Annotated in this window: 26 protein-coding genes and 1 rRNA gene; 17 read left to right on the top strand and 10 right to left on the bottom strand. The window is 28.1% G+C overall.

The genetic code is table 4. The annotated features are described in order from the left end of the window. Nucleotides 1–31: 31 nt before the first annotated feature. Entirely contained in the window at nt 32–1,531 is a 1,500-nt protein-coding gene (locus D2846_RS02955) for an APC family permease (RefSeq protein ID WP_117275678.1), read from the top strand. A gap of 29 nt (nt 1,532–1,560) precedes the next feature. On the opposite strand, the gene D2846_RS02950 is transcribed toward D2846_RS02955, so the two are convergent. From D2846_RS02950 to D2846_RS02935, 4 genes are read right to left on the bottom strand one after another with little or no spacing between them, the layout of a single operon-like run. Then, the gene (locus D2846_RS02950) at nt 1,561–2,217 is read right to left on the bottom strand and encodes a chromate transporter (protein ID WP_117275676.1); all 657 of its coding nucleotides are present in this window, start codon (nt 2,215–2,217) and stop codon (nt 1,561–1,563) included. Beyond that, nucleotides 2,210–2,794 (bottom strand): chromate transporter, encoded by a 585-nt coding sequence (locus D2846_RS02945; RefSeq protein ID WP_117275674.1) that lies wholly within the window; start codon nt 2,792–2,794, stop codon nt 2,210–2,212. The genes D2846_RS02950 and D2846_RS02945 overlap by 8 nt, the downstream gene beginning before the upstream one ends. 49 nt (nt 2,795–2,843) lie before the next feature. Further along, nucleotides 2,844–3,866, bottom strand: coding sequence for a DUF3137 domain-containing protein (locus D2846_RS02940; RefSeq protein WP_117275672.1), 1,023 nt, complete (start codon nt 3,864–3,866; stop codon nt 2,844–2,846). Between the two features lie 6 nt (nt 3,867–3,872). Beyond that, nucleotides 3,873–6,002 carry an MIP family Ig-specific serine endopeptidase gene (locus tag D2846_RS02935; protein WP_117275670.1) on the bottom strand — a complete coding sequence of 710 codons (2,130 nt, stop codon included), beginning with the start codon at nt 6,000–6,002 and terminating at the stop codon, nt 3,873–3,875. 77 nt (nt 6,003–6,079) lie between these two features. On the opposite strand from D2846_RS02935, the gene D2846_RS02930 reads away from it, so the two are divergent. From D2846_RS02930 to D2846_RS02885, 10 genes are all read left to right on the top strand, one after another. Beyond that, nucleotides 6,080–6,544, top strand: a complete 465-nt coding sequence (locus tag D2846_RS02930) for an L-threonylcarbamoyladenylate synthase (RefSeq protein WP_117275668.1) — start codon at nt 6,080–6,082, stop codon at nt 6,542–6,544. Between the two features lie 274 nt (nt 6,545–6,818). After that, the gene (locus D2846_RS02925; protein WP_170128429.1) at nt 6,819–9,404 is read left to right on the top strand and encodes a UU173 family protein; all 2,586 of its coding nucleotides are present in this window, start codon (nt 6,819–6,821) and stop codon (nt 9,402–9,404) included. Between the two features lie 93 nt (nt 9,405–9,497). Further along, nucleotides 9,498–9,956 (top strand): transcription antitermination factor NusB, encoded by a 459-nt coding sequence (locus D2846_RS02920; RefSeq protein WP_223211511.1) that lies wholly within the window; start codon nt 9,498–9,500, stop codon nt 9,954–9,956. Continuing rightward, complete coding sequence (locus D2846_RS02915) at nt 9,956–10,381, top strand: hypothetical protein (RefSeq protein ID WP_117275664.1); 426 nt, start codon at nt 9,956–9,958, stop codon at nt 10,379–10,381. The genes D2846_RS02920 and D2846_RS02915 overlap by 1 nt, the downstream gene beginning before the upstream one ends. Beyond that, on the top strand, nt 10,381–11,538 hold the full coding sequence (locus D2846_RS02910) for an aminotransferase class V-fold PLP-dependent enzyme (protein WP_117275662.1): 1,158 nt from the start codon (nt 10,381–10,383) through the stop codon (nt 11,536–11,538). The genes D2846_RS02915 and D2846_RS02910 overlap by 1 nt, the downstream gene beginning before the upstream one ends. Next, on the top strand, nt 11,528–11,947 hold the full coding sequence (locus D2846_RS02905) for an iron-sulfur cluster assembly scaffold protein (RefSeq protein ID WP_117275660.1): 420 nt from the start codon (nt 11,528–11,530) through the stop codon (nt 11,945–11,947). Before D2846_RS02910 ends, D2846_RS02905 begins: the two co-directional genes overlap by 11 nt. After that, entirely contained in the window at nt 11,934–13,172 is a 1,239-nt protein-coding gene (locus D2846_RS02900) for a Y-family DNA polymerase (protein WP_117275658.1), read from the top strand. The genes D2846_RS02905 and D2846_RS02900 overlap by 14 nt, the downstream gene beginning before the upstream one ends. A 9-nt stretch (nt 13,173–13,181) precedes the next feature. Beyond that, nucleotides 13,182–14,258, top strand: coding sequence for a nicotinate-nucleotide adenylyltransferase (locus D2846_RS02895; protein ID WP_117275656.1), 1,077 nt, complete (start codon nt 13,182–13,184; stop codon nt 14,256–14,258). Further along, nucleotides 14,258–14,995 carry a pseudouridine synthase gene (locus D2846_RS02890; RefSeq protein ID WP_117275653.1) on the top strand — a complete coding sequence of 246 codons (738 nt, stop codon included), beginning with the start codon at nt 14,258–14,260 and terminating at the stop codon, nt 14,993–14,995. The genes D2846_RS02895 and D2846_RS02890 overlap by 1 nt, the downstream gene beginning before the upstream one ends. Nucleotides 14,996–15,211: 216 nt before the next feature. Beyond that, nucleotides 15,212–15,631, top strand: coding sequence for a large conductance mechanosensitive channel protein MscL (locus D2846_RS02885; RefSeq protein ID WP_117275651.1), 420 nt, complete (start codon nt 15,212–15,214; stop codon nt 15,629–15,631). Nucleotides 15,632–15,714: 83 nt separating this feature from the next. Here D2846_RS02885 and dnaJ read toward each other — a convergent pair whose 3' ends face one another. From dnaJ to D2846_RS03555, 3 genes are all read right to left on the bottom strand, one after another. Then, nucleotides 15,715–16,836: a molecular chaperone DnaJ gene (gene dnaJ, locus D2846_RS02880; protein ID WP_117275649.1), complete on the bottom strand. Its 1,122-nt coding sequence runs from the start codon at nt 16,834–16,836 to the stop codon at nt 15,715–15,717. A 53-nt stretch (nt 16,837–16,889) separates the two neighbouring features. Continuing rightward, a 5S ribosomal RNA gene (rrf, locus tag D2846_RS02875) occupies nt 16,890–16,995 on the bottom strand. A 196-nt stretch (nt 16,996–17,191) separates the two neighbouring features. Beyond that, nucleotides 17,192–17,359, bottom strand: coding sequence for a hypothetical protein (locus D2846_RS03555; protein WP_170128428.1), 168 nt, complete (start codon nt 17,357–17,359; stop codon nt 17,192–17,194). A gap of 305 nt (nt 17,360–17,664) precedes the next feature. On the opposite strand from D2846_RS03555, the gene efp reads away from it, so the two are divergent. The 5 genes from efp to D2846_RS02850 all read left to right on the top strand — a co-directional run bounded on the left by efp (nt 17,665) and on the right by D2846_RS02850 (nt 20,896). After that, nucleotides 17,665–18,228, top strand: coding sequence for an elongation factor P (efp, locus tag D2846_RS02870; protein ID WP_117275647.1), 564 nt, complete (start codon nt 17,665–17,667; stop codon nt 18,226–18,228). Continuing rightward, nucleotides 18,228–18,539: an MMB_0454 family protein gene (locus D2846_RS02865; protein ID WP_117275645.1), complete on the top strand. Its 312-nt coding sequence runs from the start codon at nt 18,228–18,230 to the stop codon at nt 18,537–18,539. The genes efp and D2846_RS02865 overlap by 1 nt, the downstream gene beginning before the upstream one ends. A 5-nt stretch (nt 18,540–18,544) precedes the next feature. Then, nucleotides 18,545–18,874 carry a hypothetical protein gene (locus D2846_RS02860; RefSeq protein WP_117275643.1) on the top strand — a complete coding sequence of 110 codons (330 nt, stop codon included), beginning with the start codon at nt 18,545–18,547 and terminating at the stop codon, nt 18,872–18,874. Nucleotides 18,875–18,964: 90 nt separating this feature from the next. After that, nucleotides 18,965–19,876: an MAGa3780 family membrane protein gene (locus tag D2846_RS02855; protein WP_223211510.1), complete on the top strand. Its 912-nt coding sequence runs from the start codon at nt 18,965–18,967 to the stop codon at nt 19,874–19,876. Between the two features lie 12 nt (nt 19,877–19,888). Further along, on the top strand, nt 19,889–20,896 hold the full coding sequence (locus D2846_RS02850) for a nicotinate phosphoribosyltransferase (protein WP_117275639.1): 1,008 nt from the start codon (nt 19,889–19,891) through the stop codon (nt 20,894–20,896). 99 nt (nt 20,897–20,995) lie between these two features. Here the strand turns inward: D2846_RS02850 and rplL are convergent, their stop codons facing one another. The 3 genes from rplL to D2846_RS02835 all read right to left on the bottom strand — a co-directional run bounded on the left by rplL (nt 20,996) and on the right by D2846_RS02835 (nt 22,507). Continuing rightward, the gene (gene rplL, locus D2846_RS02845; protein ID WP_117275637.1) at nt 20,996–21,367 is read right to left on the bottom strand and encodes a 50S ribosomal protein L7/L12; all 372 of its coding nucleotides are present in this window, start codon (nt 21,365–21,367) and stop codon (nt 20,996–20,998) included. 38 nt (nt 21,368–21,405) lie between these two features. After that, a complete protein-coding gene (gene rplJ, locus D2846_RS02840) occupies nt 21,406–21,903 on the bottom strand; it encodes a 50S ribosomal protein L10 (protein WP_117275635.1) in 498 nt (165 codons plus the stop codon). Nucleotides 21,904–22,147: 244 nt separating this feature from the next. Next, nucleotides 22,148–22,507, bottom strand: coding sequence for a hypothetical protein (locus D2846_RS02835; protein WP_117275633.1), 360 nt, complete (start codon nt 22,505–22,507; stop codon nt 22,148–22,150). 170 nt (nt 22,508–22,677) lie between these two features. On the opposite strand from D2846_RS02835, the gene pyk reads away from it, so the two are divergent. Then, nucleotides 22,678–24,111, top strand: coding sequence for a pyruvate kinase (gene pyk / locus D2846_RS02830; RefSeq protein ID WP_117275631.1), 1,434 nt, complete (start codon nt 22,678–22,680; stop codon nt 24,109–24,111). Nucleotides 24,112–24,184 lie beyond the last annotated feature (73 nt).

The following is a 24,184-nucleotide window of genomic DNA, read 5'->3' as shown; positions in this document are numbered from 1 at the left end:
TAATATTAGTAAATATTAAAAAAGGAGGAATATGAAAAATCATAAAAAAATCGGACTATTGTTATCTATGATGATGATTATTGGTTCTGTTGTTGGAATTGGAATTTTCTTTAAGAACGGTTCAGTTTCTAAAGCCGTTGATGGCGATGGTATTTCATGACTATTAGCTTGAGTTCTTGGTGGATTAATTTCTATTGCAGCAGCTATTAACTTCGCTGAAATTGGATCATTTTCAAATTCAAAATTTATCGGACTAAGTAACTGAGTTTATAAAGTCACAAGAAAAAAAGAATTAGGATACCATGTTTCAATATCGTATGCAATTTTCTATTGAGGAATATTAAATACGGTAATTGGTATTTTTGCTTCAGAGGCTTTATTTTATTTCTTTGTATCAATTCATGTAGTTGACAAGGATTCAATAAAAATCTGAATGCATGTAATTGTGGGACTATCATTTACAGTGTTCTTTATGATGCTTAACATTTTATCTGCAAGAATGTCAGGGCACTTCCAATTCATGATAACAATTATTAAATTCGTCCCATTAATTGTTGCATTATTTCTAGGTATTCTTTTCACAAATACATTCAATAATGGCGGATCAAACGGATTCTTAAAGAATGCTTTTACAATTAAAGGTATTATAGTTGCTTTACCAGCTGTATTATTTGCATATGATGCATTCTTAGTATCAGGTTCAGTTTCTGAAAAAACTAAAAATCCAACAAAGACATTACCCAAAGCTATTTTATTCGGAATGATCTTAATTGTTGTTTTATACTCACTTATTGCTGTTTCATCAATCTTACATTCAAAAGGCGAAATCTTTGAGTTAATTATTGATGTTTTACCAAAAGAGTTTTCATCAAAAATTGTAGCTATAGTAATGTTCTTTATTTTCATATCAGCGCTTGGTGTAACAAATGGAATTTCATCAGCATTTACAAACGAAGTTTTAGTTTTAGTTAAAAATAAAATGTTATTTGGTAGTGCTTATTTACTTAAAAGATTTAAGGAAAATTCAGTATTCATTTTCTACTTAAGTATTATTGAAATTTTCTACTTCTTAGTACTTATTGTTCCGGGTATTGTTCTTGAAACAGATATCTTATTTGATGCAGTTTCAAATTATCCAACAGTTATCTTCTTCATGATCTATGGAGGAACAATCTTTATGTATACAATCAAAAGAAATCAAATTCATGAAACTAAGAAAATTAATGGTATTTTATTTTATGTTGCCGCAGCTATTTCTGTGACAGGGATTTTATTTATGGAATTAGCATACTTATTCTTCCAAATCCAAAACTTATTTACCGATAATATCAATCCTTCAAGTTGAGGAGTTTTCTGAGCCGGAAAAGCAAATAAATTAATTTCAAACTGAGTTCCAATTCTTTTATATTCAGTTTCAGTCTTATTCTTCTTTACTATCCCGGTGTTAAACCTTTTATTAGAAAAGATATTTTTTAAAAGAGATATTTTGAGAGAATTAAATGAACAAACCGAAAATCAAGTTGAGTACTAAAAAAAACAATGCTTATTTGGCATTGTTTTTTATGCATATGGAATAGCAAATAAAATAAGCGAAATAACTACATTAATCAAGATTATTAAAAATAGTGAAAATTTCTTTTTAACTAAGAAATATGAAGCTGGTATTCCTGTAAGAATATAGATTTTAAGTATGATATTTCTGTAACCGACAAAGTAATTAAGTGAAGTGCTCAAGCCCGCATAACTCGATTTATTTGATTGATTAAAGAATATTTCTGGGGCAAAAATCGAGATAAATAGTTGTAAAGCTAATGAAATCATAATTCCTGCAACAATAGGTTTGATTATTATTAATGCATTCTTAATGTAAGTATTTGTCTTAAACTTTTGAATGTATTTCATAGTCAAAAGCATAATAAATATAGCTGGTAGACAAAATATTAAATAAGTTAAAAATACAGCTAAAAAACCTCATCATTGTGCATTTGAAACTAAATAACCAGTGAAGAATGCGAACTTAGTAGAAACAACTCCTGGTGTTGAGTTTGATACAGTGAAGACATTATTAATAATTTCATCATTTATATTTATGTTAAATAACTTATTAAGAAATGTTCAAAATCATTGAAATACAGGCATAAATACTTGCCCACCACCAAAAACTGATAGTGAGATTAGTATTAAGAGAGGTAATGCTAATAAAAGAGCACTAAACATTTTTTTTACCTCTTTTCTTAGTAATTAGATAACAAATACTATAGATAGCTAAAACAGTTAATATGGCTATTATAGGGATATTGTATGGGCTTGGTACAAATAAACAAAAAGAAAGAGAGAAGATGAATACAATAATTCAAAGTGGCGCTCTTAGTGATTTTGCTGATTGTTTTAAATATCTAACACCAAACTCAATTAAGAAAGCGATGATTGATACTAAAACACCAACAGAAACTATCTTAATATAATGTGATGGTATTTTGTTAAAAAGTAATAACAGACCAAACGCAAAAAGCACATGTGGTAAAATAGCAAATAAAGTAACTATAATGCCTTTTCATTTGCCTAATAATTTGATTGATATATATGAAATTGTTTGTATCACTGAAGCACCTGGCAACATATTTGTGACAATTACAATTTCATCAAATTCTTCTAATGTCATTCAATTATTTTTATCAACAATTTCTTTCTTAATAACCGGCATTAATGCGTTTCCGCCACCAAAACCGATAAAGGTTATTTTGATAATAAATCAAAATAATTTTCAGAAACTTATTTCGTTTTTATCTTTCATTTTTTCTCCTTACAAAAACTATTAGTATAACACTAATAGTTTTTTAATTTTATTGTAAGTATATCGGGATATAAAGAATTGATAACAAGTAATAAAATGTATATGTATCAATCATGAAATCTTCATAAATTGATTTTACAAGAACTCTTTCTTCAAGACTTGTTGGAATATCTATAAACATAAAATTAAGATCTGCAACAAATCAAATATAAATTGCATCACCTGTTGAAAGAACTTCAAAATTTTTAACTTTTGTTTCGTTATTATCTCTATATCTTTCTAATGATAATTCCATTGATAATGGTGTGTACATTTGCCTAATTTTTAATTCATCATCAGAGCGAACTTTAAATACTTTTGAGAATTGTTTATTTTCTAAATCAATTTTTTTATGGTTACTTGAGGTGAATAAAGAGAATTTAAAACTTTTTTCTTTTAACGGTCTTGTATCAATTTTGATTAATGATGAGTTATGAAATGTTGTTTCTTTGTTACCTTTTCTATCTCTGGTTTCATATTTTCAAATTGCGTTAATTAACGCAACATCATAAGTATCATCAATTTTTCATTGAACTTCTGATGATGCCGTATGAAGATCTGCTCCTAATGGCACATGTGATTTAAATAATTGAAGTTCATTGTAATTTATCATATCTCCTTTATATTGTTTTGGATCATATGAAATCCCTTTGTCAAGTGTTTCGAAGGCTTTTCTATATAGTTCATTAATGTTTAAAGACCTTAATATTTTTTCTCTAACTGCTTTTTTTGTCTTTTTAACCATAGCAAAAATAACTATAGCAATTATAAAAATAATAAATGTTATAACAAGTAATGAAATATATCCTATTGCCCCAACTTCCACTTTTTTCAAAATAAGAACAATACTTATAATCACAAAAAGTGTACCCAACATAAACAATCCTATTGCTATTTTACTTTTGGTTTTTGCACTTCTTACTTCATCAATATCAACTGCTGCTTTAACTTTTGTTTTAACTTCTTCTAATACAGTTGAAGCAATTTCGTTTTTATAGTCATTAAACTTTTTAAAATCTTTTACATTTCTCATTGTTTTCTAATCCTTCTTAAATCCTTCAGGGAACAGTGCTGTATTAAATCTTCCATCAGCAAACCCGTTTGGATAAATTTTCATTAAGTTTTGTCTAAATGAAGCTGTTTGAGCTGGATATTTGGATTTATCTGTACCATCAATTAAGTTATAAGCTTTGATTGTTTTATTGTTAATTGTTTGATCTTTAGCTAATAATAATGATAAGAATCTCGCTTCCCTTAATAAGTCATCGGTATCAACATCTGCACTAACTTGGTTATAAACACCAACTATTTGTCCAAATTCATTATACACAACAGAACCTGATGAACCATATGTTAATGATGAATATCTAACAGTTAAATTGTAACCATAGTAGTGTGCTAACGTTCTACCAAAAACAGATGTATAAATTGATGGACCATTGAATCCCATTTTTTCTTCATGATGACCTGAAGCATATGCAAATGAGTTCTTATTGTTTTTATTTAATCTATTGTATGAAGATTCAGATTCTGATTGTCTTTCAATTGGATTATTTCTTGATCAGAAAGCATTACCACCACCTTTTCCGGAGTAACCACCAATAAATAAGTCTCTGGCATTTTTAAGGTTATTACCAGATGTGTCGTTTGTGTTATTTGCTGTTACATAATCCATTGTTTGCATGTATGACGAAATACTTTTATCCTGGTTAGGAAGTTTTGTTGTGTTTTTAAGTCTTGTTAAATAACTGTTAAGACCATTAATAGCTTTAGAAACTCATGATCTGAATGTTTCATCCATTAATGATAAATCAATATCAATTTCAAAAATACCAAAGTCTGTGTATGAAGGAATAAACTCATTATTGTCTAAAGTTCTTTTTAGGTTTTTATATTCGTCATCGCTTGAATCAAGTTCTTCTAATCTTTTTCTTGCTTGTTGTTTAAGATCTTCTTGATAATCTTGCATATATTGTCTATCTATAAAATCATATCCTGCAAAAACAATTTTAGGTTGTGAAGTAATACCTGGTGTAAATAAAGTTTTATCTGATGCTCTATCACTTTCGCCTATATTTGTAAACTTACTATCTGAAGCATAGTATTTCGCTGTGAAATTATCTTCTCTTGAATATGGATAACGATTTTCTCTATCAGGGAATGATGTTTGATCTACCTTAGATTTACCTAAAGAAATAGAGTTAACTTTTATCCCTCTAAAGTCTTCGTAATTTAATTGTCTATTTAATTGATCTGTTAATGAGTTAGAGAATTCTGCCATAACGTGTAAGTTTGTTGCAAAGAATAATTTGTATTTATTTTCATCAACTTTGTGATAGTCAAGTAATCAAGTTGTACCTGAAGCTGTTGACATGAATGAAACAGGTTTTGTAGCATCTGGTTCTAAGTTTACTCCAAATTTAACTGAGAATGTTCTGTCATAAATTTCTTTATAAATAACTTGAGGATCAACAACTGTAAATCCAGTTGCGTTGCTTGGGTATGAATTTTCTGCACTATAATCCCTGTTCAATCATGGGAAATTAGGAGTGTTTGACCCCCCAAATGGATCTTCTCCTGGTTTTGCTTCACCTGGCTCATTATTTGACTCATTATTCTCTAATGTTCTAAATGATTTATTAACTCTTTGGTTAAATTCAAAATCATTTTCATCATGCTTAACATATTCAATTGTAAACTCTGTATTACCCTTTAATCCTCCAAGAACAAAAACAAGTTTGTTACCTGAAAAACTTGTTGGATTAAAGATTTTTGCATTATTCATTAATTTCAGTTTAAATTTAGTTAAGTCAGTTTCTTCAAATGATGTTTCTAAAAACATACTAATAACAACTGGCGAACTATTATTTTCTTGATTAGTGGATAAAGCAACCACTTTCTTAGCTACTTTTTTAGTAGGTTGACTTACATTAGTATCTGAACTATCTTGAGTTCCTGTTGAACTTGAACTATTACCTGGTTTTGTAACAGGATCTTCTTTTTTAGAACCTTGGCCACTTGTGGTTGAATTTGTAGATGAACCAGTTCCTTTGTTTTCAATTTTGTTTTTTGTACTTTCAGTTTTAGTTGTATCTGGCGCTTGACAAGAGGTTACACTTGCTAGCGTAATAGGTGCAAATAACAATAATAAATTAAATAACTTTTTCATATTTATAATTATAAACTTTTATCCATATAGTTTTTAAAAATAATTACTTCAAAGCTAAAAAGTCTTATAATTATTTTATGGAAGAAAAATATAGCAACCTATTTGTATCGACAACAGACACTGTTGTAGGTATTGGGGGCAAAGTTTCAAACCAAACACTTAAAGAAATTTATGAGATCAAAAAAAGACCTCTTGATAAGAAAATTATTATACTAGTTAGTTCATACGAACAACTTAAACAATTCAAAGAATGAACTTCTGAAGCAGAAGAAATTGCTAAGAAATATTGACCTGGAAATGTATCGATAATAATTAATAATCAAGGGTTTAGAATGCCGAATCAAAAAGGTCTCTTGGACTTAATTGATAAGCTTGGTCCAATATATATGTCTAGCGCAAATATCTCTGGTCAACCAGTGATTGATATAGAAAAAGCAAGTGAAACTTTTCCCGAAATTAAGCAAGTTTTTAACTTTGGTAAGCCATCAGGAAAACCGAGCAAAATTTACAATTTAGATAAAAATGAGATCATAGAACGTTAATTTTTAGCGTTCTTTTTTATACTTAAAAAATACGTTTAAGCATTATATATAGTGCTAAAGGTATTTTTGAAAAAATTTTATATTTTACACATATATATAGATTTTTTATTTAGTATAATTTTCAAGAAAATTATAAAAATGGATTTTGTCTACTTTTTGTGGTTTTCAGGATTTTTTTAACAAAAAAGAGTGGAAAAGGTTCTTAGGGAGTCTAAATACAAAATTTTAAAATGTTAGAAGTTTAAAAAAATTAAATATGATGAGAAGGGAAATTATGAAAAATAAAAATGATTTTGTTTTAGTTAATTGATCTACATTCAGCAGAGTATTTGGAATGAATCCCGCTTTAATTTTTAATAAGAAAAACATATTACAGGATTTACAAAACATTTTAAATAAAACAGACTACCAAAATAAAGACAGCGAAAATAATGAAGACGATGGCGATGGTTTGGATAGCGATATGAAAGCAACATTTGATTTCGCTAAAATCGATGAAGAGGGTACTGGATATATTTCATCTAGATTACACGAAATTGGTTTAGAAGTGAAAGAAGAGGAAGAAAAAAATTACATCGAAATCATTGCTTCAAATTATTATAATTTTAAAAACAGAGCACAAGATTTTCTTATTACCGAATTAAATGTAGAACAAGAAAATATCCAAGTCATATCTCAAACACTAGATATGGAAAACAAGATTTCATCAACAATCAAATTAATTAATGAACTTGTAGTGAAAGACACAAATTCATTAATAATTAATCCAGTTATTGGTATTGATGAAATTTATAAAGAACAAAAATTTAAATTTACTGCAAATCCGTTTGCAATACATATAGAAGGCGGAAAGGTTAATTTATATATACTTTCATATACTTCGAGAGCAAAAAATGAAACCAACTATTTAGCTTTCTATATGTACAAAATATTTGAACGTTTAAACATCAAATTATCAGACATCAGTAACATAATTATTGATCCAAGGGACAATCTTTTTAAGAGATCTAAAAAAGGCGAAATCAATTTCTTTATTACTAAATCAGCATATGCATCTGAAGGCGCAATGGCTCTCGAAAAACTAGCAATGGACTATGCAATAAATATTCATAGGTTTATGAATAAAACAGGAATGGGTTTATTGTTATATAGTGATAAATATGTTGTTGAAAACACCAATTACAATCTTCCGAGAGTAATTAAACATTATGAAAATGAACACACATTTTTAGAAACAGCAAGAGAATCTAGAATTTTAAGTTCTAAATATAGAACAGATGGTTCTGTATTCGCGATGGATAATTTAGAATATCTAAACTCATTTTATGACCAGAATATTGATTTATTTAATGAGAAAAAATATGATGGTGATGATAGATGGAAAAATATGTTCACAGAATACGAACATGGAAACTTGTTAGGAAAGAACTTAGCAATATTACCTTTAAAACATGTTAAATTAAAAAATCCAGAAATAGCTAAATTTGAAGCATTTAGATGATATCAAGAAATCATTATGCAAGCATTTATTACATTTGGCGAATCTGTTAACATTGATGCAATTTTATATTTTGCTTCAAAGGTTGGAGATATCGAAAAAAATAAAAATGCATTTAGTGTGCTTGATTATTGACTAAAAAACACAGAGAACTTTAATTATAAAATTAATATTGATAGCTTTGTAATTGATAAAGTTTTCATAAGCAATAGAAAAGAAATTACAAATGCCTTGAGAGAAATATGCTTTAAAGATCGTGGATACGATTATGTTCAACTTTCGGGAACAGTAGCCAGAATGGATTCATATAATAATATTGATGATTTAAAAAACAGAATTGAGAGTTTAACAAAAGTAAGTGATATATTTAATGTTGAATCATTAAATAAAATTAAACAATTACATATTAAAGATGCAAGAATCTCATGATACGATTATGAAGGGTTCGCAGACATAATCTCGCCTTTTAATGGTGTTGGTAGCTATCAACAAGTTGTTAGCCAGGTTTCTGTAATTGTCACACAAAATGGGCATGATATTTCAAAAGAAAATATTGTTGTTGATCCAAAGAGTTTAAACTTAAAAGACTTTGTACAAATAATTGATGCTATATATGCAGACAAAGCTGATTTCTTTGTTGTCTATAATAAAACATATGAAAATTCAAGAAATAAGGAAATACGCAAAATAGTGATTGACTCTTTAAATGATATAGGGGAATCAAGTGAAGAGTTTAAAAACTGATTAGTTAACCATTACAAAACAATAAATGTTGAAGATGCGAAAAATGAAATTATTAATAGAATAGATCATATTAATAAACATACAGTGGATTTATTAGAAGTTTTCAAGCCAAGAAAAGTGAAAGATAATTCTGAAGTTGAAATTGATAATCTTTTCAAATTCGAAATTGTTGATAACAAATTAAAATTTGAAAAATTAGAAAGCTTAGAATCATTACCTGATAGCATTGCTAATTTCCATATTGGGTACTTAAAATACTTTTATTCAATTAAAAAAATAGAACATTTTATTACTGAAAATAAATTCCAACTTAAAAACTTAATTACACCTTATGCAGAGTTAAAAATACAAAAAGGAACAATGGCTATGTTTGAGGCTTCTAACAGATATTTAGGGGCTACAAATGATGGAGTTTGATTTAACAACATTGTCCCAGAACTTAAAAGATATTGCGAAAATGATGTTAGAGCAATGATTATGGTTTACGACTTAATTATGCTAGCAGCAAGGGGCATTTTTGATAATATTGATGACTTTGAATATAAATTAGAAAATAGTGATAATTTTGTAAATAATAATAAATATAAAATAGTTAATAACAAATTAATATTTGAATAATATAAAATTTGCCGCGCCTTTAGTGGTGCGGCTTTTATTTATCCTTAAAAACGATTTTTAATATATAATATTAAAATATATATTAGGAGCAAAATGGAAAATAATATTAGAATAGGCAAAATGCGTAAGCAAAGAATTGAAGTAATTTCAGAAATTTATACAGCGGAACTTTTAAATCAGTCAGTAAATTACAAAGCAATTGTTGAAAACAACCCAACATTAAAACCAGAGCAAATTATTAAACTCAACGAAATTGAACAAAGACAAGATTTTATTCGTAAAGTTTTTGCCAAGCTAGTTAACCCTGATAGGCCTTGAGAAAGAAACTCTCCATTAGTTAGAGCGATCTTGATTAATGCAGCTAATGAGTTTTGAAGTCTAGATCCAAAAATCGTTATTAATGAGGCTGTAGAAATAGCAAAAATGTATTTTGGATCACCGCAAGATGATAACGGTGTTGAAACACTTGATAACGTTATTTACAAATATGTAAATGCGATTTTACAAAACTTCTATAAAACTTTATTAAAACTTGAGGCAAGTATTAACTAATGAATCTTTTTGACAAAATTTACTTCAAAAATATATTTAAAAAAATTAATTATGTAGTATCAGAATTTAATAAAGTAAATATCAAGATAACTATAAAAGAAGAATATAACATAGCACACAATATGAGATCTATGCACTATATTGATGACTTTATTGATGAGTTCTTTGATAATGCAGTTGTGGTTAGTGAACCTAATCACCAAAATATGTTGAAGAATTTCTTTTTCTTTTTCTTTTATAGCGAAATTAATAAGCGAAAGTTTTATTGAACAGCAAAAGACAATAACTTAAATTTAAAAAGCAAAATTCACTCAATACCTTTTAATAATAAAAAAAGATCATTTTACTATGACTTTTTAGATGAATTTAAGTTCATACCTAATTACAATTTCACATTAAGAAAAATCTTATTGGTGGTACTATAATGGACAAAGAAATTAGAAAAGAATTCCCGATTTTAGATAATATAACTTACTTTGATAGCGCTGCTCTAGTTTTAAAGCCAAAAATGGCGGTAGATGCAATTAGTGAGTTTTATTCATCAAAATCAATTTCATCAAGAACGGCAGATACTCCATTAGGAAATTTAATAAATCAAAAAATTGAACAAGTTAGATCAAAAATTGCAAAATTAGTTGACGCCAAACCAAATGAAGTAATTTTCACAAGTGGAACAACTGAATCAATAAATTTGTTTGCAAAAATGTTTGAAAGATTACTTCAACCTAACGATATTATTTTATTAAATGCTTACAATCATTCTTCAAATATGATTCCTTGAATTGAAATAGCAAAAACAACTAAAGCTTTTGTTAAAATTTCAGAAAACATTATTGAAGATATATCAAAATATGACAATTTAAAAGTTGTTGCCTTAAGCCAAGAAACAAATAATTTTGCTCAAGAATTCGATTTGAACAAAATTCATGAATTAGCATCTGCTAAAGGCGCAATTGTTTTCAATGATGCTGCCCAAGCTATTTCACATCATAAAGTTTCAATAACTAATAGTGATGCAATTGCCTTTAGCACAAACAAATTTTATGGTCCTACTGGATTAGGCGCCTTAATTATTCATGAAAATATTTTAAGTAAACTTTGACCTGTTAAATTTGGTGGAGGAACAGTCAACCAAATTGATTCAGAACTTTCATGAGTATCTAAAAGTGATATTAGAGCATTTGAACCAGGAACTCCTGATCTTGCTGGCATTTATATGTTTGATAAATCGCTCGAGTTCTTTGAAGCTATTGGTTATAAAAAAACTCAAGATATCTTAACAAAATTATCAATTTACTTACATGAAAAACTTTCGAAATTAGACAATGTAGAAGTATTTTCAAAACCTGGCGATTTTATTTGTTTAATTAATGTAAAAGGAATTCATCCTCAAGATGTAGCCACTTATTTAGGATCAAAAAACATTTATACAATTTCAGGAATCTTTTGTGCACAATACTTAAGAAACCTATATTCAGAACAATCATATTTAAGAATCTCGCTAGGTATTTATAATAATTTTAGTGATATTGACAAACTTGTAGAAGAACTTAAGAATGGAGGTGATTTTTATGCGTTTTAACCCTAACGAAGCTAGAGAAATTATTATGAATCACTATATGAAACCCGATAACAAAGAAGCACTTAAAGATGATTTTATAACAAGTTTTAGCAATACATGTTCTGATAAATTAGATCTTGCGTTAAGTTTTGATAATGATGTTTTAAAAGATGCTAAATTTAATGGTCACGGATGTTCTGTATTTCTTGCTTCAACAGACATTTTATTAAACATCTTAAAAGGTAAATCAAAATCAGAAATTAATGAACTTTTAGTTTTATATGAAAGATTTTTAAATGAAGAACAATTAAGTGACGAGGAAATAAATTCACTTGGTGAATTATGAGTCTTTTTTAATGTTAAAAAACATTTAAGTAGAATGGCTTGTGCATTATTAACTTCAAAAACAATTATTAATGAAATTAAATAAATATATTTTTCACATCGACTTTGATAGTTACTTTGTAAGCGCAGTTAGATCAATAAGACCAGAGCTAAATAATAAACCAGTTGCTATAGCTAAAAATACAGCTCATGCAGTTGCTGTTTCTGTAAGTTATGAACTTAGAGCTAAAGGCGCTCATGCAGGCATGAAGATTTATGAAATCTTGAAAATTGAGCCTAAAACTATTGTAACTGAATCAAGGTTTGATTTATATAACACAATTTCAAATGAAATCTTTAGATACTTAGAAAAAACATATTCTTCAGAAATTGAAGTTGCTTCAATTGATGAATGTTTTTTATTTTTTAAAGAGTCACAAATTAGTGATGATGATCAAGCTCTTAAGGTTGCTAAAGAAATTCAAAACAATATTTTAAAGAAATTTAAAATACCAGTTTCAATTGGAGTTTCACTAACTAAATTTTACTCAAAAATGACAACTAATATTTCAAAACCATTTGGAATTGGATTAACTAATAAAGATAACTATAAAGAAAGATTCTTTGATTTAGATATAGAAAGATTCCATGGTATTGGTGAAAAAACAGCAAATAAACTTAGAGCAATTGGAATTAACACAATTAAAGACTTAAGCGAACGCAAAACACATGATTTCCAATTAAAAACAGTATTTGGAACAACAATATACAAATACTTAGATGCCCTTAATATAGACATTAAGGAATTTGCTAACACATCAGATGATCTTAAAGGTGTTGGTAACGAAACTTCATTTAAAACACCAACGTATGATGAAAGAATAATTTTTACGGAATTAAACAGTTTAATTCAAAAGGTATCGGAAAGATTAAATCTCTATGAGAAAAAAGGGAACATTATTACACTGGCAATAAGAAAACCAAGTAAAAATTGAGTTACAAAACAAAAGATTATTCATAGTTATACTAATGATGAGTTAGAGATCAAAAGAATTATTTATAGATTGTTTGAAGATAACTTTTGTGATCAAGAAATTAAAGGTGTTGGAGTAAGGGTTTCAGGTTTAATTGAAAGTTATAACAGTTATGAGAAAATATCTTTATTCGAAGAACATAATGAAAAAGATAATTCAAAAATTAATAGAATCCTCTCAACAATCAAACAACGTGCAAAAACAAATAACGTCTATACATTAAAAGACTTAGCTAAAATTCAAGAGCGAGAAAGTCGTTTTGGTAAAAAAATTAAAACAGGATTATTCAATAAATAAGGAGTAAATATGAAAATTGGTATATATGGTGGTTCATTTGATCCGATTCACAAAGGACATATTGAAGTTGCAAAATATGTTATTAATGAATTAAATTTAGATAAGTTATTAATTGTCCCAACTTATGTTTCGCCTTTTAAAAAGAAAGGTATTTCGGTTGAAGATAAAATCAACATGATTAATTTGGTTTTAGAAGACAAAATGGAATTATGTTTATTTGAGGCTAAAAGAAATAATGTAAGTTACACAATTGAAACAGTTAAGTACTTAAAAAGACAATATCCAAATGATGAATTATTCTTAGTTATTGGTTCAGATAATTTACCAAAATTACATAAATGAAAAGATATTGATGAAATTGCACAATTAACTCAAATGGTTTCTATTAGAAGATCAAAAAACATTAATAAAGTAAACGCTAAAAAGTATAATGTTAAACTTTTAAAAAATGATCTTTTCGATTACTCTTCAACTGACTTTAAAAAAGGTTTCTTAGATGCAGTTGATCCTAAAGTTATGAATTATATCCAAAGCAAAGGATTATATCTAGAAACTATTGTTCATAACTCATTAAGCGCCCTTAGAGCAAAGCACAGTGTAGCTTGTGCACAATTTGCAGCTGAACTAGCTAAAAAGCATAATTATCCTGCTAAAACTGCTTATATCACCGGTTTAATTCATGATATTGCTAAAGAATGGTCAGAAGAAGCTTCTTATGAATTTTTAGCTGAATATGCACCAGAACTTAAAAATACACCAAAACACTTTTTACACCAACATTGTGGTTCATTATGAGCTAAACACGGTTATAAAATCAATAACCAAGAAATTCTTGATGCCCTTGCGTGCCATACATCAATGAGAATGGAAATGAGCAAACTTGATAAGATTTTATTTATTGCAGATAAAATTTGCGAAGGTAGAAAATTCCCAGGAATTCAAAAAGTGAGAGAACTTTGCTTTAATGACCTAGATAAAGGTTTTGCTAAGGTTGTTAAAGTAACTTATGATTGAAATGTAAATGATAAAAAAGTAGTATTTGATGAAACATCATTAAAAATTTATAATAAATATATGGAGAAATAATGGAAAAACAAAGACTTCAAAAAATCTTATCAATGGCTGGTGTTGCATCAAGAAGAGAATCTGAATCATACATTTTACAAGGTAGAGTTAAAGTTAATGGACAAGTAGCAAAACTAGGTGATAAAGCAAGTTTTGATGATGAAATCTTATTTGATAATTTACCAATTGCTGAAGAAAACAAAGTTTATTTTGTTTTAAATAAACCTGCTAAAACTATTTGTACTTTAAAAGATAATTTTGGTAGAACTTTAGTTACTGACTTAATTGATACTCCTTATAAAATTTTTCCAGTAGGAAGACTAGATTATGACACAACCGGTGTTTTACTTTTAACAAATGATGGAGATCTAGCAAACAAACTTTTACACCCTAAATATCAAATATATAGAGTTTACCGAGCACGTTTAAATGAAGCTCTAAGTAAAGCCGAATTAAAAACATTAAATGGAACTGTGATTGTTAATAATAAAGAAAGTAACCAATACGTTACAACTGCTGGTGAAGATAGTCCAAAAAGTTATTTAGTAGCTTTAACTTTAGGTACATATCACCATGTTAAAGAATTATTTAAAGTAGTAAATAAAGAGGTTATTAACCTTAAAAGAATCGAATATGCTGGTATAACAGTGGATAAAATGCCTGTTGGCTCATATAGAAAATTAACTTTAAAAGAAGTTAAAGACTTAAAAAACCTAGTTAGATTACAAGAAACTAATTTACAAAAAGGCAAAAAATAATAAAAAATAGCTAAATTAAAAAATATTTTCTTCAAAAAATTTTGTTAAATTTGGCTCTTGCCTTTTTATTAAATAAACAAAAATGCATAATTTGGCTAGTTTTTGCCTAAATTATGCATTTTTTGTAAGAAAATATTTTTTTATTTTAGAGTTTACTTTTTAATTATTTGGTTATAATATTTTCACATTAAAACCAAAAAAATATTAGGAGAAAAAATGAAAAGCAATTTAACAAGAACTTCTTTAAAAGAAGCTGTTAACTTTTTTAAAAAAGGTAACATATTATTATTAGCTATCGCATTTTTAGCTGGAGTTGTATTTAATGCTGTTGTTGCATCTTTAGCAAACGATATTATTATGGCTGCCATCTCAAATGCTCTAGGAAAAAGCGGATTAGAAGATTGAAAAGTACATGGAATGTTAGTTGGTAAATTCATTGGAACAGTAATCAACTTTGTAATTGTTACATCATTATTATTTGTATTATTATTCTCATACTTCTTAATTAAAAACGCAATTAAAGCTAGAAAAGAAAAAAATGCACCAGTTGTTGAAGCTGCTCCAGCAAAACCATCTGTTGAAGAGTTAATTTTAGAACAACTTAAAGCTATTAACGATAAATTATCACAAAAATAGTTTAAAAAAGTCTTAAGTGTAATGCTTAAGATTTTTTTATTTCATTTTTAGCATAATAAAATTAGGTACATAACCTAATTTTATTATCTCAATGTTTGTTCAACGCTCTTTGTGAATTTTTGGTTCGAAGAATCTTTAATGTTTTCAAACACTTTAAGCATCTCTTTATTATCAGATTTAGAAATATCTGGGTAAGTGATTTGTAGAACAAGTTTTAAATCACCTGCACCATGTTTGGTGTTAATTCCTTTTTTAGGCACTCTTATGATTTGACCTGACTCATAAGATTTTTTCATAGAAATTTTTACATTACCATAAGGTGTAGGGACTTCTACAACGTTTTCTAATGCAATATCTATAAATGAAACGGGAAAGTCTAAATATAAGTCATTTCCATTTCTTTTGAAGAATTTATGTTCAGCAATGCTAATTTGAATGAATAAATCACCTGCCGGACCACCATTAATTCCTGGTTCACCGTAACCTGAAAGTCTTAACATAGTTCCGTCTTTAATTCCTGGTTCAATTGGAATATTAACATTTTTAGAATTTTTAACATGTTTTGTACCACGACAAACTGAACATTTTTTAGTAACTTGTTGACCTGTACCAGAACAAGTCTCACAAACAACATTTTGTTGTGTCATACCAAAAATACTTCTCACTCTTTTTGTTACATGACCACTTCCATTACATGTATCACATCTTTTAATGTCGGCTTTAGATTCTGCGCCTGTTCCACCACAATGTAAACATGTTTCATATTTACTCATAGTTTCTTTTAAGGTGTCACCATTAATGCTTTGCATGAAAGAAATTTTTTTAATGATTCTAATATCATCACCCTTCATTGCTCTATTTGGATTAGATCTTCTAGACCCTCCGAATCCACCAAAAATGTTTTCAAAAATATCTTCAAATCCACCAAAACCACCGAAACCTTCAAATCCTTGCCCAAAGCCACCAGCTCCTGCTTTACCGTTTGCTGCATCATGTCCATATTGGTCATAAACACTTCTTTTTTCAGGGTTAGAAAGAATCTCATATGCTTCGTTTAATTCTTGCATTTTTTGATCACTTGTACCATCTTTCAATTTATCTGGGTGATATTTTTTCGCAAGGCTTCTATAAGCTGTTTTTATTTCTTGTTCTGAAGCATTTTTGTTTATTCCTAAAACTTCATAGTAATCTCTTTTTTTACTCATAAATATAATTTTAGCACAATATGCGTTTATTTGCTAATAAAAAAAGTATAAAAAAACAGCCGCTTCCTATTTTCACCTTTCGGCTATTTTCGGCGTAAAGAGGCTTAACTAATGAGTTCGGAATGGTATCAGGTGATCCCTCTTGCTATGACGACTAAAATAATTATAGTACAAAAATTAAAAAGTCAAAAAAAATTTATAAAATTTTTATTTTTTATAAATTGCAATACTGAAGCACAAATAAATGCAAAAATTTTATAACCTGTAAAGTAGCTATATTAATTATTAAAAATTTTATATGTTTTTTGAAAAAGTTATTACAAAAACTAGGAACTTGATTGTTTTTTAATTAACTTTATAGAATTTGTGTGTTTTCTGTGACGATATCAATAGTCAAAGTTTTGATATCAAGTTTATAAATTTTAATTAATTTAACAGGTGATTTTTTATTAGTGAATCCACCAAGTTTAACTTCATCGTGTAAGCCGTTCTTGTTTTTCTTTCAAACACAGTTAATAAGCAATATTTATCCCTTTTGCTTCCATTTACTGTATCAAGTTCATAATGACAACATTCTTTTCTTTTGTTAATATCCTCATTTCTTTGTGAAATTGGAGTTTTATTATTAAATATAAATTACTATAAATCAAATTAAACTAATAAAGTTTAAACCTTAAAAATATAACATAAAGCTAAATTATAATGAATAATAAAGATAAATGTTTTTGTAATTATGCAATTTGTTTGACTAACTCAAAAACAACTTTTTATAGTATAATTAAGAAATATATAAATATATTTTAAAAAAATTTACAAAGCGAGGAAATTATGATTAATGTTAATGAATTTAAACCAGGTATTACTTTCCAAGATGAAGGTGAAATTTATGTAGTTTTAGAAGCTCAACACTCAAAACAAGGTCGTGGACAAGCGAACGTTAAAGCAAAAGTTAAAAACTTAAGATCAGGGTCTACAACAATTAAATCATATACAGGTGGTGATAAAGTTAAACCAGCTCATATTGATAAAAGAAAAATGGACTTCTTATATTCAGATGGTGAAAACATTATTTTAATGGATAGAGAAACATATGAACAAATCGAAATTGCTTTAAATCGTGTTGAATGAGAATTAAACTTTTTAAAAGAAGGAAGTGAAGTTCAAATTAGAAAATTCGAAAACGAAGTTTTAGATATTGAACTTAACCCTAACGTTTCACTTCAAGTTACATCAGCGCCAGATGCTGTTAAAGGTAATACTACAACAAATCCTCAAAAGAAAGTTGTTCTTGAGACAGGATTTGAATTAGAAACTCCTATGTTCATTAAAGAAGGTGATGTAATTACCGTTTCTACTGAAACAGGTAAATACGTTGGAAAGAATAATAAATAATGTCAAACTGAATTAATGTACCTTATCACTCAAATCAAGTTTATGTGGTAAGAGAAAGTGCTATTAAAGATGTTATTAAGTCGTGCTTTTTACAAGATAAAAGAGTTAAATTATCAAGTAGCTCAAGAATTATGATTGATGAAAAACACCAAAACTTAAATATTTTTTTAGACATAAAAGTTAAAAAAACAGTTGAACAAGATTCAATGAGTATTATTAGAAACATTGTTGCAAGTGTTGAAGAAGCAGTTAAAAAGCTAATTGATAAAAAACCTAAAAATGTGCAAGTTGCTCTAATTGGTTTTTATTAATAATAATGAGTAAACAATATAAAAATTTCAATGAAAATTTTTCTATTCTAAGATCACGTTTTATTTTAGAAATAGAAAAAGACTTGAATAAAATTAATAAAAAAAATAAGATAAGCAAATCGACCCAAAAGTATAAAAAAATGATTCTTGGATTACATCAACAATTAAGAAATTTTGAAATCAAGAATGAAGATTTGAAAATTAATTTCATGGCTTTTGAAAGAATCAGAAGAGACGAAAAAATTAAAAGTCTTAAATGATGATTTATTGCTGGGCTTATCGTTTTTTTTATCGCGGTTCTAGTTACTATTTTATTGAAGGTTTTTGTAGGTTAGAATATTATGTTTAAAAACTTTTTTAAAAAATTTAAGAACTTTAAAAAAAGAGACTGACTGACTTTTACTGTAGGTTTATTATTAATTCTTATGTATATTTGTATCATATTTTGAAACTGACATGATGAATCAATCGCAATTTGAAGTACATATAATAAGAATCCGGATATCATTAACAAGATTAATGAAGCTGCAAGAAATGCTTCTGAAGATGAAAGAGAACAAATTTATTTAGCGTTATTACCTAATGCTACTGAAAGCTTATGAGGTGGAACTTCATACTTCTACACATTTATAAGCAATATGTTAATGGGGGCATCTGTAATGTTTTTCCCATTCTTTAGAACTTCTAAATTAGGGCAAAGATTATATTTCTCAAGTTTAGTTTTTATTATTAGTGTTGTACTAGGGTTCTGGGCAGGAGTTTTAGTTGATCCAAATCTTTTAGGAAAAATGTCTAAAAATGATTTTCCAAGAACTTTAGTTTGACATGCGATTGCTCCAGGTCTAGGTTTATTAACTTTATTTTGAGAAAGAACAGAAATTAAAATTAGCAACAAACTCATTTGAAGCTTAATGATTTACCCAATTTTATATTCAATTTTTATGGTCGCTATTTACTTATTTGGTTACAAATTTATGAACCTTCATAGTGAAACATTTTGACCAGAATTCTTTGATAAAACAGCAACATCAAATAATCCAATACCAGCTGAATACAATAGAGAAATTGACCGGGGAATTGTCTTTTATTCAGTTATTTCAATCCTTAAACCATTTGGTTACTCAGGAGAAAGTAACTATGTAAGAATCGTTTTATTAATAATCATGTTTGTATTCATGGTATTAATGTGCCCAACAATTGGATTTATTGTAAGAAGATTTTGAAGAATTAAACAACCACACCAAAGGCAATTACCAAAGTTAGTAATTTTTGGCGAAAACTCAAAATTCCAAAAATGATTTAATAAAAAGAAAAAACAAAAAAGCAAACATGCTTAATGGATGATAAATATGGAAAAAGAAAGATACATAGCATCATACTTCAAAAAGACACAAACAATTTTGCAAAATGAGTTACCAGATAATGTTATTACATTACAATTCTTTCAAAGAAAAGATAACTCAATTTTAGCGGGTATGTCTGAAGTATTAAGACTTTTAGAAGAAGTTACAGATACATCAAAATATCAAATTAGATATCTTCCAGATGGAACATTAATTAACAACCTTGATATCGTTCTTGAACTTGAAGGTCATTATCAAGATTTTGGAATTTGAGAAGGTATGATTGATGGTATTTTGGCAAGAAACACATCTATTGCAACAAATGCTAGAAACTGTGTTTTAGCAGCCAAAAACAAAGAAGTAATCTTTATGGGTGATCGTGCAGATCATTATGTTAACCAAGAAATTGATGGTAAAGCTGTTGCTATCGGAGGCATTAAACTTGTTTCAACCTTAGCTCAGAAAGTTAAAGAACAAAGTCAACCTGATGAAAATGTTTTTGGAAGTATGCCTCATATCTTAATTCAAGGATTTGGCGGTAATGTAGTTGCTGCTACAAAAGCATTTCACAAAAACTTCCCTAATCATAAACTCATCGCTTTAGTTGATTACAATAATAATGTTATTAAAGATTCATTAAGAATCTGAGAAGCTTTAGGAGATAAAGTTTGAGGTGTTAGAATCGATACTTCAAAAAACATGGTAGACCATATGTTTGATGGTGAAGAACCGCAATACGGAGTTAATCCAGAACAAGTATTTAGATTAAGAAAAGCACTTGATCAAGCCGGTGCTAAAAACTATAAAATAGTTGTTTCTTCAGGTTTTGATGAAGAAAAAATCAAATTGTTTGAAGAGCTAAATGTACCAGTTGATTACTACGGCGTTGGTCAAAGTATTTTCAAATTAAAAAATTCTTTCTCAGCTGATGCAACTATTTTAAATGGGCAAAAACAAGCTAAAGAAGGAAGAGGATATAGAAACAATCCCAACTTAATTACATATAAAAAATAGCTTCATGCTATTTTTTGTTACCCTTAACACATGTCCAAAAGGGCATACAAAAATCTAGAGATAAGACTCTAGATTTTTGTAATGTTTTTATCGTAATAATTATTCAACTGAAACGTCAGCACCAGCTTCAACTAAAGCAGCACGAATTGATTCAGCTTCTTCTGGTTTAATGTTTTCTTTAATTGTAGCAGGTAATGCATCAACGATTTTCTTTGCTTCCATTAATGAAAGACCAAGAACTGTTTGAACTGCCTTGATAACTGGAATTTTTTTCCCGTTGTCAGCTTTTAAAACAACTTTAACGCTTGTTTTTTCTTCTGATCCACCTTCTGCTGGAGCAGCAGCAACAGCCATAGCAGCCATTGGGTCGATTCCAAATTCTTCTTTCATTGCTTCTACAAGTTCCATAACTTCTTTAATTGACATTTCTTTTAATGATTCGATAAATGTTTCTTTTGTTAATTTAGCCATAATATATTTCCTTTCTTAATTAAATATTTATTTAAGTATTATTCTGATTTTCCTTCACTATACATTTTAAGTGATAAACCTAATTGTTGTAAAGGTGCCATCATTGAACGAGCAAGTATTGCAAGTGATTCTTCATATGTTGGAAGTGTTGCAACATCCTTAACACCTTGGGCATCAAGTACTTTACCTTCAAATGTACCAGCTTTAATAACCATAATTTTGTGTTTTTTCACAAATGCAACTAATAATTTAGCAGCAGCCATACCATCTTTTTCTGAGAATAAGAAAATGTTTGGTCCTACTAAATGTTCTGATAAGTCAGCTAATCCATTGTTAGCAGCAGCGATTTTGAATAAACGGTTTTTGTAAACTTTAACATCTACACCAACTTTAGCTGCCTCTAATCTGAATTCTTCTAACTCAGCAACAGTTAACCCACGGTATTCTGCAAAAGCAATAGCTTGTGAGTTTTTAATTTTCTGTGAAATTTCTAAAACAACTTCTTTTTTAGCTTTTTTGAATTTTGATTCTGCCATTAAGCCCCCTTTCAAAATTATTTGATCGCAATACTTTAATGGATAAGACATACATTCGGTAACATATTTAAGCCTAAGCAGTTACTGTCTTTACGTATTGCTTCATTATTATAATAAAAAAATCAAAAAATATAAATGAATATTTTCTGACTTTTTTCAATTTAAAATTAATTTTATTTCGAACATATAATGCATGTATATAGTGTTTAAAGATTAAGGTTAGTTTTTTCAATTTTTCAAACTACTATAATGTTGATAAAGAGTTTCCGGCTAAAAAGGCAATTCCGATAAAAATTATTAAAACACCAAAAAATAATGGAAAATTAAATTTAACTCTCTCTCAGGCGGGTATATACATACCTGTTTGATCATAACTTAAATTAACTCTTTTTGGATTGTCTTTATAGTATTCTTGCATTTGTCTTTCTTTAAATTCCTTAATTTGATTTTTACTATATTTAAAATAATAAAAAAATGAAAGAATACCCATTAATATAAATGCTATACCTAAAACAATTAAAGCAATTCTAGGTCCGTTAATTTGTGCTACTGACTGTGTATAAAAAGGACTGTTACTATATAAAACGATTGTTTCTTTATTCATGTGAACAATTTTACTAAATTAAAAATAATATAAACACAATTAAAGTGCAATTTTTCTTGCTTGATCAAACTAACATGTATGCAAATTTATTTAATTTTTTACAAATTATAAAAACTTTGCTAAAATTTAGGCATATTAATAAATATAAGAAAATATTAGGAGTATTTATAATGAAAATTACTGATAAAAGAACAAAACTTGTTGCAACAATCGGGCCATCAAGTGATAACTACGAAACATTACGTAAGTTAGTTGAAAATGGTGTTACAACAATTCGTGCAAACTTTAGTCACGGTTCACACGAAGAACAAGCAAACAAATTTAGAATTGCTAAACAAATTAGCAAAGACTTAAACATTCCTGTTTCTTTAATGTTAGATACTAAAGGACCAGAAATTCGTATCGGAAAAATGAAAGATGGAGCACAAGTTGTTTCAGCTGGTACAGAAGTTTTAATCCACACAACAGCAGATAAATACCAAAACTTAGAAGGTACATCACAAGAAATTACTGTAGCATACGATATGGCTAAAGACTTAGAAGTTGGAAATCAAGTATTAATCGATGATGGTAAATTATCAACAGTTGTTATTGAAGTTGGTGAAGGATATGTTAAAGTTAAAGCAGAAAACACACACAAACTTAAAACAAACAAACGTGTTAACTTACCTGGTGTTGACTTCTCATTACCATTCTTAGCTGAAAAAGATATCAATGATGTTATCTTTGGTATTTCAGAAGGAATTAACTATGTAGCTGCATCATTTGTTAACTCAGCTAAAAATGTTAAAGAATTAAGAAAATTACTTGACGAAAATGGTGGAAAACATGTTCAAATTATTTCTAAGATTGAATCACACTTAGGATGCATGAACATCGATGAAATTATTGCTGAATCAGACGGTATTATGGTTGCTCGTGGAGACTTAGGATTAGAAATTCCTTACTACGATGTTCCATACTTCCAAAAGAAAATGATCAGAAAATCACGTGAAGCTGGTAAATTAGTTATCGTTGCTACACAAATGTTAGACTCAATGGAAAACTCACCACACCCTACACGTGCTGAAGTTACAGACGTTTACTACGCTGTTGAATTAGGAGCTGACTCAACAATGTTATCAGGAGAAAGTGCAAACGGTTCATTCCCTGTTGAAGCAGTTAAAACAATGACAGCTATTTCTAAACGTGCTGAAAAAGAATTCTACTCAAGAAATTACTACGAAAGACAATTAGAAAAAGTTTGAGAAAACGAAGATAAAAGAAATAAACGTTCAAAAATCGCTTACGAAATTGCTAAAAAAGCAAAAGACGGTGATTACAAGTACATCGTTGTATTATCAAGAACAGGTGAATTATTAAAACGTGTTGCTAAATTCCGTCCAAACTCATTAACAATTGGTATTTTAGATGATGAAAAATTATTAGGTGGATTTGGTGCTTACTCAGGTGTGTTTGTATCAGTAGATTCAAAAAGATTATTCCCATTAATTAAAGCTGACTCATCAGTTGCTGAAGAAGCTTTAAAACCATATGGAATTCAAAAAGGTGACAAATACTTAGTTGTTGAAAACGATAAATTAACAGAACAAGTTGTAAAATAAATAAAAGAACTAGCTTATGCTAGTTTTTTTAATCAATAAATATCAAACTTGTCAACATTCTAAATATTTTCCC

It is taken from the genome of Mycoplasmopsis edwardii, assembly GCF_900476105.1.
Lineage (GTDB): Bacteria > Bacillota_I > Bacilli_A > Mycoplasmatales > Metamycoplasmataceae > Mycoplasmopsis > Mycoplasmopsis edwardii.
Note: the sequence above shows the minus strand (reverse complement) of the source record. Positions and strands in the feature narration are given on the sequence as shown.